Annotated in this window: 15 protein-coding genes; 6 read left to right on the top strand and 9 right to left on the bottom strand. The window is 39.1% G+C overall.

The features are described 5' to 3' along the window. Positions 1 to 429 precede the first annotated feature (429 nt). The 4 genes from ylqF to xerS all read left to right on the top strand — a co-directional run bounded on the left by ylqF (position 430) and on the right by xerS (position 5,617). Positions 430 to 1,281 (top strand): ribosome biogenesis GTPase YlqF, encoded by an 852-nt coding sequence (gene ylqF / locus HT703_RS10920; protein WP_172930087.1) that lies wholly within the window; start codon positions 430 to 432, stop codon positions 1,279 to 1,281. Further along, entirely contained in the window at positions 1,268 to 2,047 is a 780-nt protein-coding gene (locus HT703_RS10915) for a ribonuclease HII (protein WP_054393032.1), read from the top strand. The genes ylqF and HT703_RS10915 overlap by 14 nt, the downstream gene beginning before the upstream one ends. A gap of 15 nt (positions 2,048 to 2,062) precedes the next feature. Beyond that, complete coding sequence (locus HT703_RS10910; protein ID WP_054393033.1) at positions 2,063 to 3,613, top strand: ClC family H(+)/Cl(-) exchange transporter; 1,551 nt, start codon at positions 2,063 to 2,065, stop codon at positions 3,611 to 3,613. Between the two features lie 933 nt (positions 3,614 to 4,546). Continuing rightward, on the top strand, positions 4,547 to 5,617 hold the full coding sequence (gene xerS, locus HT703_RS10905; RefSeq protein ID WP_000817848.1) for a tyrosine recombinase XerS: 1,071 nt from the start codon (positions 4,547 to 4,549) through the stop codon (positions 5,615 to 5,617). Positions 5,618 to 5,819: 202 nt separating this feature from the next. On the opposite strand, the gene pdrM is transcribed toward xerS, so the two are convergent. The 9 genes from pdrM to dhaK form a co-directional block, all read right to left on the bottom strand. After that, positions 5,820 to 7,172 carry a sodium-coupled multidrug efflux MATE transporter PdrM gene (gene pdrM / locus HT703_RS10900; RefSeq protein WP_172930086.1) on the bottom strand — a complete coding sequence of 451 codons (1,353 nt, stop codon included), beginning with the start codon at positions 7,170 to 7,172 and terminating at the stop codon, positions 5,820 to 5,822. Between the two features lie 10 nt (positions 7,173 to 7,182). After that, on the bottom strand, positions 7,183 to 7,443 hold the full coding sequence (locus HT703_RS10895) for a hypothetical protein (protein ID WP_001105926.1): 261 nt from the start codon (positions 7,441 to 7,443) through the stop codon (positions 7,183 to 7,185). A gap of 13 nt (positions 7,444 to 7,456) precedes the next feature. Continuing rightward, positions 7,457 to 8,725 carry a dihydroorotase gene (locus HT703_RS10890; protein WP_172930085.1) on the bottom strand — a complete coding sequence of 423 codons (1,269 nt, stop codon included), beginning with the start codon at positions 8,723 to 8,725 and terminating at the stop codon, positions 7,457 to 7,459. Between the two features lie 12 nt (positions 8,726 to 8,737). Next, a complete protein-coding gene (locus HT703_RS10885; protein WP_001135770.1) occupies positions 8,738 to 9,202 on the bottom strand; it encodes an 8-oxo-dGTP diphosphatase in 465 nt (154 codons plus the stop codon). 9 nt (positions 9,203 to 9,211) lie between these two features. Further along, on the bottom strand, positions 9,212 to 9,865 hold the full coding sequence (locus HT703_RS10880; RefSeq protein ID WP_172930084.1) for a uracil-DNA glycosylase: 654 nt from the start codon (positions 9,863 to 9,865) through the stop codon (positions 9,212 to 9,214). A 61-nt stretch (positions 9,866 to 9,926) separates the two neighbouring features. Further along, entirely contained in the window at positions 9,927 to 10,619 is a 693-nt protein-coding gene (locus HT703_RS10875) for a YjjG family noncanonical pyrimidine nucleotidase (RefSeq protein WP_000120613.1), read from the bottom strand. Positions 10,620 to 11,064: 445 nt separating this feature from the next. After that, entirely contained in the window at positions 11,065 to 11,439 is a 375-nt protein-coding gene (gene dhaM, locus HT703_RS10870) for a dihydroxyacetone kinase phosphoryl donor subunit DhaM (RefSeq protein WP_016397815.1), read from the bottom strand. Next, positions 11,439 to 12,014 (bottom strand): dihydroxyacetone kinase subunit DhaL, encoded by a 576-nt coding sequence (gene dhaL / locus HT703_RS10865; protein WP_000990804.1) that lies wholly within the window; start codon positions 12,012 to 12,014, stop codon positions 11,439 to 11,441. Before dhaL ends, dhaM begins: the two co-directional genes overlap by 1 nt. A gap of 21 nt (positions 12,015 to 12,035) precedes the next feature. After that, positions 12,036 to 13,025, bottom strand: coding sequence for a dihydroxyacetone kinase subunit DhaK (dhaK, locus tag HT703_RS10860; RefSeq protein WP_078238616.1), 990 nt, complete (start codon positions 13,023 to 13,025; stop codon positions 12,036 to 12,038). Between the two features lie 153 nt (positions 13,026 to 13,178). Here dhaK and dhaS point away from each other — a divergent pair, with 153 nt between their 5' ends. Then, on the top strand, positions 13,179 to 13,709 hold the full coding sequence (dhaS, locus tag HT703_RS10855) for a dihydroxyacetone kinase transcriptional activator DhaS (RefSeq protein WP_172930083.1): 531 nt from the start codon (positions 13,179 to 13,181) through the stop codon (positions 13,707 to 13,709). Then, a complete protein-coding gene (gene dhaQ, locus HT703_RS10850) occupies positions 13,706 to 14,695 on the top strand; it encodes a DhaKLM operon coactivator DhaQ (RefSeq protein WP_172930082.1) in 990 nt (329 codons plus the stop codon). The genes dhaS and dhaQ overlap by 4 nt, the downstream gene beginning before the upstream one ends. Positions 14,696 to 15,000 lie beyond the last annotated feature (305 nt).

The following is a 15,000-nucleotide window of genomic DNA, read 5'->3' as shown; positions in this document are numbered from 1 at the left end:
TCATATCCGTTTTCCCACAAACAAGGTGAACTTGACCTAAATCGTTTAGTTGAATCATCATAGTACACTACCTTTCCTCCGATAACTATTTTTATTTAGTATACCGGAAGTTGGGGAATTAGGATAGATACGATACCTTGTTATGACGCACTTACTTTAGAATAGTACGTTATAGATGTTAAAATATTTCTAGAAATTAATTTGACTTTCCTAATCGATTTGTTCACATCTTGTTTTAATCTACTATATATAGGGTACTTGAAAGGCTATCATCGGACAAAATAAAGAAGGCATGATATAATATAAAGTAGATTTCTATGTCATAAAACAAGAAGTGTTTGGACATCATCCATTTGAAAACTCTATGTGTTCAAACGATAGTAAAATAAAATAGGGTATCTAAATCCTCGCTATGAAAGGAAAAACTCAATGGCTACTATTCAATGGTTTCCTGGTCACATGTCTAAAGCTCGTCGGCAGGTGCAGGAAAATCTAAAATTTGTTGATTTTGTAACGATTTTGGTGGATGCACGCTTACCTCTATCTAGTCAAAATCCTATGTTGACCAAGATTGTTGGTGATAAACCGAAACTCCTGATTTTAAACAAGGCGGACTTGGCCGATCCAGTAATGACCAAAGAATGGCGTCAGTATTTTGAATCACAGGGAATCCAGACGCTGACTATCAATTCCAAAGAGCAAGTGACTGTAAAAGTTGTAACAGATGCGGCCAAAAAGCTCATGGCCGATAAGATTGCTCGTCAGAAAGGACGTGGTATTCAGATTGAAACCTTGCGTACCATGATTATTGGGATTCCAAATGCTGGTAAATCAACTCTGATGAATCGTTTGGCTGGTAAGAAAATTGCTGTTGTTGAAAACAAGCCAGGGATTACCAAGGGGCAACAATGGCTCAAAACCAATAAAGACCTGGAAATCTTGGATACACCGGGGATTCTCTGGCCTAAGTTTGAGGATGAAACTGTTGCACTGAAACTGGCCTTGACTGGAGCTATCAAAGACCAGTTGATTCCTATGGATGAGGTAACTATTTTTGGCCTCAATTATTTCAAAGAACATTATCCAGAAAAGTTGGCTGAACGCTTCAAACAAATGAAAATTGAAGAGGAAGCGCCTGTGATTATTATGGATATGACCCGTGCCCTCGGTTTCCGTGATGACTATGACCGTTTTTACAGTCTCTTCGTGAAGGAAGTCCGTGATGGCAAACTCGGTAACTATACCTTAGATACATTGAAAGACCTCTATGGCGACGATTAAAGAAATAAAAGAACTTCTTGCAACGGTCAAGGACTTAGATAACCCTCTTTTTTTACAACTCGAACAGGATAGTCGCTCTGGAGTTCAAAAGGAAATCAGCAAGCGTAAAAAAGCCATTCAGGCTGAATTGGATGAGGATTTTCGTTTGGAATCCATGCTTTCCTATGAAAAAGAACTTTACAAGCAAGGATTGACCTTGATAGCAGGTATTGATGAGGTTGGTCGTGGTCCTCTTGCTGGTCCTGTAGTCGCTGCAGCTGTTATTTTACCTAAAAATTGTAAGATTAGAGGCCTCAATGACAGCAAGAAAATTCCTAAAAAGAAACATCTGGAGATTTTCCAAGCCGTTCAAAACCAAGCCTTGTCGATTGGAATTGGTATCATAGATAATCAGGTCATCGACCAAGTCAATATCTATGAAGCAACCAAACTAGCTATGGAAGAAGCAATCTCCCAGCTCAGTCCTCAACCTGATCACCTCCTGATAGATGCCATGAAACTGGAATTGCCCATTTCACAAACTGCCATCATCAAAGGTGATGCTAATTCCCTCTCTATCGCAGCAGCTTCTATAGTAGCCAAGGTGACCCGTGATGAATTGATGAAGGAATACGATCAGCGGTTTCCTGGCTATGATTTCGCTACTAATGCAGGATATGGAACAGCTAAACACCTAGAAGGACTCGAAAAACTAGGAGTTACCCCAATTCACCGAACCAGCTTTGAACCTGTTAAATCACTGGTTTTAGGTAAAAAAGAAAGTTAATTGAAAGGAAATACCATGGAGGAACAGTCGGAAATAGTCCGTTCTAAGAAAGAATTCGCCTTTGCATCCAGCACTATCCTATCCCAAGTTGGTCGAGGAATCATTGTCGGCCTCGTCGTTGGAATTATCGTCGGATCCTTTCGTTTCTTAATTGAAAAGGGCTTCCACCTGATACAAGGACTTTATCAAGATCAAGGGCACCTAGTGCGCAATCTTTTTGTACTGGTTTTGTTTTATATACTCATCTGTTGGCTCAGTGCTAAATTAACTCGATCAGAAAAAGATATCAAAGGCTCAGGAATTCCGCAAGTCGAAGCCGAACTGAAAGGCCTCATGTCCCTCAACTGGTGGGGCGTTCTTTGGAAAAAATATGTGCTAGGAATGCTTGCTATTGCCAGCGGCCTCATGCTGGGGCGTGAAGGGCCAAGTATCCAACTGGGAGCAGTTGGTGGTAAAGGAATTGCCAAGTGGCTCAAATCCAGTCCAGTAGAGGAACGTTCCTTAATTGCCAGTGGAGCTGCAGCAGGTTTAGCCGCAGCCTTTAATGCACCAATAGCAGGCCTCCTCTTTGTAGTAGAAGAAGTTTATCACCATTTTTCGCGATTTTTCTGGGTTTCTACACTAGCAGCCAGCATCGTAGCAAACTTTGTGTCTCTGCTCATGTTCGGTTTGACACCAGTATTGGATATGCCAGATAACATTCCTCTCATGACCCTAGATCAATACTGGATTTATCTTGTGATGGGAATTTTCCTTGGATTTTCCGGTTTTCTCTATGAAAAAGCTGTGCTCGATGTCGGTAGACTTTATGATTGGATTGGTCAAAAAATCCATTTGGATAGAGCTTATTATCCAATTCTTGCTTTTATTCTCATCATACCAGTCGGAATTTTTTTACCCCACGTCCTTGGTGGTGGAAATCAGGTTGTCCTTTCCCTAACTGAGCAAGATTTTAGTTTCCAAGTTCTATTAGCTTACTTTTTAATTCGCTTTATCTGGAGCATGATTAGTTATGGAAGTGGTCTTCCAGGAGGCATTTTCCTACCAATTTTGGCGCTTGGTTCCTTACTTGGTGCCCTAGTTGGTGTTATCTGTGTCAATCTTGGATTTGTCAGTCAAGAGCAATTCCCTATATTTGTCATTCTAGGAATGAGTGGCTATTTTGGAGCAATATCAAAAGCTCCCTTAACTGCCATGATCCTCGTAACTGAGATGGTAGGAGATATTCGCAACCTCATGCCACTTGGTCTTGTCACTCTTATTTCTTATATTATCATGGATTTGCTCAAGGGTACACCAGTCTATGAAGCCATGCTGGAAAAAATGCTTCCAGAAGAAGTATCCAGTGAAGGAGAAGTTACCCTTATCGAAATACCAGTTTCTGATAAGATTGCTGGAAAACAAGTACACGAACTCAACTTACCACACAACGTCCTCATCACTACCCAAGTCCATAATGGAAAGAGCCAAACAGTTAATGGCTCAACCAGAATGTATCTGGGTAATATGATTCACCTGGTTATTCCAAAAAGTGAAATTGGAAAAGTCAAAGATTTGTTGTTATAAGCTCTGTTTACATAATTTTTATTATGTAATAATATTTCTTAATTAAATACATTAGAAAGCCGATTCTCAGCAATGAGATCGGTTATTTTTTACAGATAAGATATTTCTCATACAAATAATTGAACTTTGGTAAAAATAAGACTATAATCAAGTTAGAAATGATAAAGCATAAAGCTAGAAAGGAGTTTACTGTATCAAATCTGTACAGTAAGATTAAAATCATGAAAAAGAAAACGATAGCAATTATACAATGCATTTTGTATCTCATAGCTGCTCCTTATATATCTCTTCAATTATGTAGAATGAACAGAAGTATCGTTACTGATAATCTCTTTTTTATTTTCCTTATTCTGTTGACTATTTCATTCTGGTTTAGTATTTGGAAACTAGAAAAAGCACTAGCTAATGATTCACAATAGCAATTCCAAAGATTTAGCTCTGTAAAACTAAAAGTTTATGTACAATTGAATTAACTAGACTTAAACCATTGATAAAACTGAATTAGAAGCATAAAGTACATTTTACAATCGATGTGCTTTATGTTTTATGTAAATTGTCTTAGTTACTTCCTAAAAAATATTTTATTTTAAAAAATAAATTTTGGATTATATACAATTGAAAAATTTTTAGTTTTCACTTTAATAAGATACATTTTAGGCAATTTTGGACGAAAAAATTTTTTTATACTCAATAAAAATNNTAGGAAGCTAGCCGCAGGCTGTACTTTGTACTTGAGTACAGTAAGGCGACGCTGACGTGGTTTGAATTTAATTTTCGAAGAGTATTAGTTATTTAGCTGAATTAGATCTGTTTTACTCAGGTCTAAGTCTTCTTTAAAAAGCTCTATATCATCTTTCCGAAAAACTATAATTTTCTTGAAAAATAAATAAGTCCATGCTATACTACTAATAGACTTATTTATGGAGAAAATACATGAAACGTGAGATTTTACTGGAACGAATCGACAAACTAAAACAAATCATGCCCTGGTATATTCTTGAATACTACCAATCTAAGCTTGCTGTTCCTTACAGTTTTACAACCTTGTACGAATACCTCAAGGAATATGATCGATTTTTCAGCTGGGTTTTGGAGTCTGGTATCTCAAACGCTGATAAAATGTCTAATATTCCTTTATCTGTCTTGGAAAACATGTCAAAGAAAGATATGGAGGCTTTTATACTTTATCTACGTGAACGTCCCTTGCTGAATGCCAATACAAGCAAACAAGGTGTTTCTCAGACAACCATCAATCGGACCTTATCAGCGCTTTCCAGTCTTTACAAGTATCTGACCGAGGAGGTTGAAAACGACCAGGGCGAACCTTATTTCTATCGTAATGTAATGAAGAAAGTTTCAACAAAGAAAAAGAAAGAGACCCTTGCTGCCAGAGCTGAAAACATCAAGCAAAAACTCTTTTTAGGTGATGAAACAGAAGGTTTTCTAACTTATATTGACCAAGAGTACCCACAACAGCTTTCAAATCGAGCTCTCTCATCATTCAACAAAAATAAAGAACGAGATTTAGCCATTATTGCCCTTCTCTTGGCATCGGGTGTTCGCTTATCTGAAGCTGTTAATCTGGATTTAAGAGATCTCAATCTAAAAATGATGGTTATTGATGTCACTCGAAAAGGTGGCAAACGCGATTCGGTCAATGTTGCTGCCTTTGCTAAGCCTTATTTAGAGAATTATCTGGCCATTCGAAATCAACGCTATAAGACGGAAAAAACAGACACAGCCCTCTTTTTGACACTCTATAGAGGTGTTCCCAATCGTATTGACGCTTCCAGCGTTGAGAAAATGGTTGCTAAATACTCAGAGGACTTCAAAGTCCGTGTAACACCCCATAAACTGCGCCATACCCTAGCAACTAGGCTCTATGATGCTACTAAATCGCAAGTTTTGGTCAGTCACCAGCTAGGACATGCCAGTACACAAGTCACTGACCTCTATACTCATATCGTCAATGATGAACAAAAGAATGCCTTGGATAGTTTATAATTTTACGTAATATAACTTATGTAAAATTTTTATCAAGAAAAGAAGCTGCTAAAAATAAGCAACTTCTTTTCTTGATATCTGATACCAGTAAAGTAGCGTGAAATATCAATTGTTTCTATATTTTTGAAGTTCTCGTCTACCTACTACTAATTAAAATAATGTAGATAAGGAAGGATATTTTTGCTTGTAGGAATTTTAAAAATCAAGCTTTTCTGGATTCAAATCTCTTCACAATAACAGTTAAACGCCAACGGTAGAGAGCCCCGCTCACGATTAGACTAATAATCAAACCAATCCAGTAAGAATAAGCTCCAAAATCTGTTAGAGAGTCGAATACCATAGCTACTGGGAGTGTCACCCCCCAGTAACCAACCAAACCAAGGTAAAAAGGAATAACGGTATCCTTATACCCCCGTAAAATTCCCTGAAGCGGTGCCGCAAAGGTATCTGCTAACTGGAAGAAAAGGCTATAAGTCAAAAAACGCGCTGTCAAATCAATAAATTCTGGATCGTTACCATAAAGACTGGCCACATTTCCCCTAAAAATGTAAAGGAAGGATAAGGTGAAGACCGCAAAAATGAGGGCTGTCCATCTTCCTAGACCAATATAGGTTTTCGCATCATCAAATCGCTTGGCTCCCACTTCATAGGAAACGACAATAGCCATAGCAGATGAGATACTCATAGGAAAGGCGTACATGAGACTTGAAAAGTTCATAGCTGACTGGTGACTAGCGATAATCAAGGACGAGAACTTAGCCATAATCAAGCCAACCACGGAAAAGATAGCCACCTCAGCAAATACAGTCCCCCCAATAGGCAGACCTAAACGAACTCCTTCCTTGATTTTATCCATATTAAGCGGAATTCGTTTCTCAAGATGTAGAGCCTTGAGCTTCTCCTGTTTAAATAGAACCAGAACAGAAATCCCCAGCAAGACCCAGTAGGCCAAGGATGTTCCTAAACCAGCACCAGCACCTCCCAGTTCTGGAACACCAAAGGCCCCGTAAATCAAGAGATAGTTAAATCCACTATTGAGAGGAAGCAACAAAAGCATGAGATACATGGACAACTTAGTCAACCCCAGCGAATCCAGCAAGGAACGAATGACACTAAAGAGCAACAAGGGGATAATTCCAATAGATAAAAACCAGAGATAACGAACTGCTACTGCCGCCACTGGTGCTTCTAGTCCAAGATGATTCAAGATTGGTGGTGCCAGGAAAATTACCATCCCCAGCAAGACCACAGATAGTCCCAAAGCCAAATAGATAAATTGGTAAAAATCAGACGCAACTTCTTCCTTTTTACCACTACCAAGATGGTGACCAATGATAGGCACCAGGGCTGACACAATCCCTGTTAGGAATGTAAAAAAAGGATTCCAGATACTGGTCGCCATAGACACACCAGCCAAGTCCATGGTATTGTATTGGCCTGTCATTGCAGTGTCAACAAAAGAGGCAGAATAATTGGCAAATTGGTAGATTAGGATTGGGAAGAAAATTTTTAAAAATAATACTAACTTCTCTTGTAAACACTTTGTCTTATACATACTTCTCTTTCTATTCTGATTTATCTAAACCAAAGAGTTTCAGACCATAGTTTTTCAAACTTAGCGGAGGATTATTAGATTTTGAAGTAGTATGCCAACACGCACATGTACGACAATAATAGCTTCTAACTAAACCTCCATTATCATATTGAACCGCATGGTCAGCTTTTTCTTTAGTTTCATATTGAATTTTAGAACGATTAGCTGCGGGACAGTAAATTCCACTATTAGATTTCGCTTGTCTCTCCCTACGTTTTCGAAAATAATTCATATTCTAACTCCTATCAAGCTTGATAGACAATTTGTCCCTTACAGATGGTATATTTAACCTGCCCTTTTAAGGTTTCACCGATAAAGGGTGAATTAGTCGCTTTGGAAGCAAAATGGGAGTCCACAAGACGGTCATCCTTAGCATCAAAAATAGTGATGTCCGCTGGACCATTCTCAGCCAAGTAACCTGCTTCAAAGTTATAAAGTTTGGCTGGGTTGTAGGTCATCTTTTCAAGCAATTCCATCAAGGTCAATTCCCCAGCTTCTACCAAATAAGTTAAACCGAGGGAAAGAGATGTTTCCAAACCAGTCATACCAGATGGCGCTTTGGTAATATCCTCAATGTTTTTCTCATCTGCATGATGAGGCGCATGGTCAGTTGCGATAACTGTGATGACGCCTGATTTGAGGCCTTCGATAACGGCACGACGGTCTGATTCCAAACGAAGTGGAGGATTCATCTTAGCATTGCTACCTTGTGTCAAAAGGAGCGATTCAGTCTTAGAAAAATGCTGTGGCGCTACTTCTGCTGTGACTTGCGCACCCAAACCTTGAGCAAACTCCACTACTTTAACACTTTCTTCCTTAGACAAATGCTGGATGTGAACATGGGCCTTAGTTGCATAGGCAATCATGACATCACGCGCCATCATAGCATACTCAGCCACCCCAGTCGCACCGCAGATATGGAAATGTTCTTTAGCGATATTTTCATTAAAGCCAAGAATCCCATTCAAACCTGGATCTTCCTCATGAAGACTAATAAAGGTATTAAGCTTTTTGGCTTTCTCCATGGCTTCCTTGACAACTTTACTACTTTCAAGCGGAATACCGTCATCAGAAAAACCAACAGCTCCAGCTTCTAAGAGTGCTTTAAAGTCAGTCAAATCTTGCCCATTAAAATTCTTCGTAATGGTCGCAACCGTCTTAACATTGATTTTTTCCTTGGCAGCAGATTGAAGAACTTCTTGCAAAGTCTCCACGTCCGAAATGGTTGGACTAGTATTAGCCATCATGACAACCGTTGTAAAACCACCGGCAGCAGCTGCTAGGGCACCTGTATGAATATCTTCCTTGTGGGTTTGACCAGGTTCACGGAAATGAACATGAATATCGACCAAGCCAGGAGCAACTACAAGACCACTAGCATCAAGCACCTCCGTCCCTTCTTCTTTAATCTCAGACGCAATGTTGACAATTTTCCCATCTTGGACTAAGACATCACACACTTGATCCAAACCAGACTTGGGATCCATTACACGACCATTTTTGATTAGTAGCATCTACTTTCTCCTTTATTCATAGAAATCAACTTGGGTATCCAACAATTTATCCCCATCATAAACAAACTTGGCTGAAAAGAAGGGTTTATCCTCTAAAAGCCACCCAACAAAGGTATGGTCACCTTCCCAAGTCGGCTTACTCAAAACCTCGTCATAGGGAACCCATTCTAGCGTCCCCTCATTGCAGTCAATCAAGTCCCCCTCAAACTCCGTCACCTTAAAAACATAGGTGTACCAGTCTAAATCTGGCGTAAATTCAGGAAAAGTGATGACACCTTTTAGAACTGGCTTGGCTTTGAGCCCTGTTTCTTCGAGGATTTCACGCGCCGCGCACTCCTGAGGGGTCTCTCCTCGCTCTAGCTTACCACCCACACCAATCCATTTCCCTTCATGGACATCATTGGGTTTCTTATTGCGGTGGAGCATAAGCAGTTCTTTCCCGTTATCAATGTAGCAAATCGTCGCTAACTGAGGCATATTTTCTCCTTATCTAAGCCAATCGATTGGCTCTTGTCCTGTCTCTTTTAAGAATGCATTTGTCTTGGAAAAAGGCTTGGAACCCCAAAATCCTCTATAAACTGACAAAGGACTGGGATGGGCTGATTCGATAATCAAGTGATGAGGATTGGTAACCAAGGTCTTCTTCTTACGTGCATAGGCTCCCCAGAGTACAAAAACGACTGGTCTATCTAGATGATTGACCACCTGAATCACAGCATCCGTAAAAGGCTCCCATATCTGACCAGCATGACCATTGGCCTGTCCAGCAGGAACCGTCAAACAAGCATTAAGAAGCAAGACTCCTTGCTCAGCCCAAGTTGTCAAATCATGAGATTTCTTAACGCCGATATCGTCTGACAATTCCTTCAAGATATTTTGCAAGGACGGCGGAGCTGGAATAGAGTCAGGGACAGAAAAACTCAAGCCCTGAGCTTGCCCTGGTCCGTGATAGGGGTCTTGCCCTAGAATGACCACCTTAACGTCTTCAAGCGGTGTTGTCAAGAGAGCTTGAAAAACCTTTTCCTTGGGTGGATAAACAGTCCCCTGACCATAGACCTGATTCATAAACTGATTGATTTTCCCAAAATAACCCTCAGGTAATTGCGCCTTAATCAAAGCATGCCAAGACGAGTGTTGCATAGCCGACTCCTTCATTTTTACTGCCTCTATTATAGCAAAAAGTGGCTATGGAAACCACTTTTTACAGTTTATCTAAACAATCCAGCAAATCTTGGAAGGAATAGACTTCGTAAGTAGGCTGGGCTTGTGTGTGATTTTCGAGGTGATGAGGATTATACCAGATAGTGTCTATCCCAGCATTATTGCCGCCTTGAATGTCGGCGGTTAGGGAATCTCCAATCATCAGCGTCTTTTCTTTGCTAAAACCTGCAATCTGTTGACCAATTTTTTCATAAAAGAGAGCATCAGGCTTTTGTGTTTGCAACTGCTCAGAGATAAAGACTTGATTGAAATAAGGTGACAGACCAGACTGAGTCAAACGCCCTGTCTGGATAGCAGTAATGCCATTTGTCGCAGCATACAAGTCATAATCACGATCGATGAGACTGTCCAAAAGTTCATGAGCGCCTGAAATCGTTTGTCCCTGTTGGGCTAAGTAAAATTGGTAACGCTGGGCTAGAAAACTACCGTCTTTTTCCTGTCCAAAATGAGAAAATAAACGAGAAAAGCGCTTGTTAACCAGCTCTTGTTTACTGATTTTCTTCAGCTCCAAGTCTTTCCAGAGAGCCTTGTTCATAGGAACGTAATAATCTTTATAAGCCTGAATATCCGCAACTCCTTCTTCTTTTAGAAGTTGGGTCAAAGCCACATCCTCAGCAGCATCAAAATCAAGAAGAGTGTGGTCGAGGTCGAAGAGTAGAAATTTGTAGGACAATTTGAGGTTTTCCTTTCTGAAAATTCATTAAGAACATTATATCATAAAGCACCTCATACAATTAACTAATTTAATCACTTGAAAAAATTCGAACACTTTCTATACAACTAACAGCTCAAATCGTTCAGAATAGAACAATCCTAACTATCGAACACCCTAACTTCATAAATATCTATGCAATTCTAGACTTAGAATTCCTATAAACTAAATGTTTTCGTACTCTTCTAAGTAATTGATTGCCTTAAACTTTAATTTTTGAAGGATTCTAAAGCTAGAATAGTCTCATCACAATCAGTTTTGAATGATTCACAATTTAGAAACACTATAGGTTTACTCTTGTTAAAATAAAAAGGAACTGCCCAAAGCAATCCCTTTTTATTTACTTAAAATTTGATAGTTGAGATAATCAATAGCCCACCTATAAAAAGTGTTATAGTAAAATTCCTTATTTATTGATTTCAAGCTCAGACAACTGTGTTTGAATAACTGACAGTTCTGCACCAGCCTGAAGAAGAGCAGCTGCAGTATAGGCACCTTCTACAATTGGAACCCTATTGATCATGATACTTTTATCACTGAAATCAGCCACCATTTCTAAGTTCATTTTAGCAGAACCTAGGTCAAAAAAAGCTAATAAAGTATCTGCTGGATTTTCGGAAACAACCCTATCTACTTGATCAAAACTCGTTCCAATTCCTCCATCTTCGGTTCCTCCTACATAAGTAATCGGAACATCTTTAGCTACTTCACTAATCAGTTCAACAAGACCTTCTGCAATGTTTTTGGAATGTGAAACGATAACAAGACCAATACTTTCCATTAAACCACCCCAGTTTCTAAAAGAGCAGTAAAGAGTAATCCTGATGAGAATGATCCAGGATCAATATGTCCAAGAGAACGTTCTCCTACATAAGATGCCCTTCCTTTAGTTGCAAGTAAATCTTTGGTAGCATTCACTACCTTATCAATAACCTCTTGAGTCAATTGACCAGCAGACAAAGCAGCAATAACAGGAGTCCAAACATCAACCATTGTCTTTTCTCCAACTTCTGCTTTCCCACGTTTGACAATCATATCCAAACCGCTTTGTAAGATTTCCTCTATTTTCGAATTAGAGTCAGCCTTGGCCATGCCCATAAAAGCAGAGCCATACAAGGGACCAGAAGCACCGCCTACCTTACTCAGCAGTTGCATTGAGACAAGTTTAAACACATCACTGTTAGTTTCAAATTGCTTTCCTTCTAAGTTTTCCATAACTGCAGCCATGCCACGCGCCATATTTCCACCGTGGTCTCCATCTCCTATCGGAGTGTCTAACTCACTAAGGTAATCTTTCTGTTCTTGAATCTTTTCATTAAAAAGCTTCATCCATTCAAGAGCTTGTTCAGCATTCATGCGACATTTCCTCCTTGAATTTTACCAAGCTGGGGTAGTAACAGGTGCATTTAGAGCATCCAACCACTCATCATCTGCCAATCGAATCAATGTTAATGACAAGCCGGCCATATCAATTGATGTCATATAGTTTCCAATTTTCTTAAACGCCAACTCAACACCTTTTTCATGGAGTAATTTAGCCACATCATTTGCAAATACGTATTGTTCCATAAGAGGAGTGCTTCCTAAACCATTGATGAGAAGCCCATAGCGTTCACCAGCTTTAAGTTGGAAACCTTCAGATAATTTTTCAACCAATTCAGAGGCCAATTGTGCTGAAGGTTGCATTTTCTCTTTCTTATATCCCGGCTCACCATGAATACCAACACCATATTCAAATTCATCATCTTCTAAAACAAATCCTGGTTTCCCCACTTCAGGAACGGTTGCTCCAGACAAGGCCAGCCCAATTGTTTTAATTTCTAACACAAGTTTATCGGCCAAGTCCTTCATTTCAGCTAATGATTTACCAGAACGAGCCGCATCACCCAAAATTTTATGGACTAATATAGTACCTGCAACACCTCGACGGCCTTGGGTATAGAGACTATTTTCAACAGCGATATCATCATCAACCACAACGCTTGCTACATCAATACCCTCCATTTCAGCAAGTTCTTGTGCAATTTCAAAGTTCATAATATCACCAGAATAGTTCTTAATAACCATAAAGACCCCAGCACCTTCATCAGCCGCCTTAATGGCTTCTAAAATTTGGTCCGGAGTAGGTGAAGTGAAGACTGCTCCACAAATGGCAGCAGACAACATTCCATCACCTACAAATCCAGCATGACTTGGTTCATGTCCTGAACCTCCACCTGAAATGAGTCCAACTTTTCCTGTCTTTTCTGCCTTTCTAACGATGACATCAAAACCATCTAAGCGTTGAACCAAGTCATCATGCATGAATGACAACCCCTGCAACATTTCATCAACAACTTGTGTCGGTTCATTTATAATTTTTTTCATGAGAAACTCCTTTCGGCATCTATCTTTGTTTTCGATTTCATTATATATTTTTTATCGCTGACTGATAAGGGACAGATTCTATTATTTGTCCCCTTTTAAACCCCTTTAAAACATTTTTTTGGTAAAATGAAGTAAGTAAAAGAAAGGTTTCCTATGGCATCATCATTTATTACAAAAAAACGGATTGCCAAGGCATTTAGAGACCTATTAGCTACTAGAGAATTTGATAAAATCTCCATTGTAGATATCATGGAATCAGCTGGCATTCGTAGACAGACCTTTTACAATCATTTTCTTGACAAATATGAACTGCTAGACTGGATATTTGAAACTGACTTAACCGAGTATATCACCAATAACTTGGACTTCATTTCAGGCCAAAAACTATTACAAGAATTATTTCTTTATTTCGAACAAGAGCGTGATTTTTATATTCAACTTTTTGATATTCAAGGGCAAAATAACTTCTATGACCACTTTATCAGCTACTGTCGCTTGCTTGTATCAAAAATTTTAAGAGAATATGGTCAGATTGATAGCGATTCATCTGCTTATACTTGTTTTTTGCTAGATTATCACTCACATGCTCTAGCAGAAATCGTGAAGGCTTGCGTCAATAAAAAAAGTCCAGTTCCACAACCAGACTATCTCATCATGACAATTATTGGAAAGAGGCCACAATGACATTTATTTCAAATCATAAACAGAAAATTATTTCAAGTTACATTTCAGCAACTGTCAGCAGTCATCCTGAATTAGAAAAACACCCTACTTTACCACTAGTCTATCAAAAAAATCGCAATCCTCATCAGGTTCCAATATTGTCGGGTGGAGGTTCCGGTCACGAACCCGCTCATATTGGATATGTGGGAAAAGGAATGCTTACTGCTGCTATCTATGGACAATTATTTACTCCTCCTACAAGAACTGAAATCTTAGAGTCCATTCGTTTTTTAAACAATGGTCACGGTGTCTTCATCATTGTAAAAAATTTCGAAGCAGACATCAAAGAATTTAGCTGGGCCATTAATACTGCTAGACAAGAAGGAATTAAGGTCGGCTATAGTCTAGCACACGACGATATTTCTATTGAACCTCACAATAGATTTCAAATTAGAGGAAGAGGGCTTGCAGGGACTATTTTACTTCATAAAATCCTAGGATATGCGGCTCAGAACGGTGCTGACATCGAGCAACTAACTGATTTAGGTCATCATCTTGCTCCCGAAATCGCAACAATTGGCTTTGCAAGGAAATCTGCTAGTCTCCCCCAAGCCACCCTTCCACTATTTAACTTGGAAGAAGGAAATATTTCTTATGGTATTGGGATACATGGCGAAGAAGGCTATCGTATCGTCCCATTTCAATCATCGGAAATCCTTGCAAATGAAATTATAAATAAATTAAGATTGCACTATCATTGGAAACATGGGGATCAATTTATATTGCTTGTAAATAATCTAGGCACTACTACCAACCTAGAAATGGGAATATTTATCAATGATCTTCTTCAACTCTTAGAAATTGAAGGAGTCACTATTACTTTTATAAAATCAGGAACATTTATGACCAGTCTGAATATGGCAGGTATATCCGTAACTCTTTGCCCTGTAAAGAATAAACAGTGGTTAGAAGCACTCAATGCTCCAACGACAGCTTTTGCATGGTAATTTGCTTGTATAACTCAAAAGGGCTACATCACTTGTTAGACCTTTGCTTTTATCTTATACTCAATGAAAATCAAGGAGCAAACTAGGAAACTAGCCGCAGGCCGTACTTGAGTACGGTAAGGCGACGTTGACGTGGTTTGAAGAGATTTTCGAAGAGTATTAGAAATGTTTTAGTAGCTATGATGTCCTATTCCAGATTCAATCCACTATACGATAGACTCGTCGTATAAAAAAACTGCAATCCACAGATTGCAGCCTTTCTTTATTTTCTGCCTTGATAGCGACTAGTCAGGATGAAAATCACG

It is taken from the genome of Streptococcus sp. 3874, from assembly GCF_013276425.1.
Taxonomy (GTDB): Bacteria; Bacillota; Bacilli; order Lactobacillales; family Streptococcaceae; genus Streptococcus; species Streptococcus pseudopneumoniae.
This window is presented reverse-complemented; position numbering and strand designations above follow the sequence as displayed.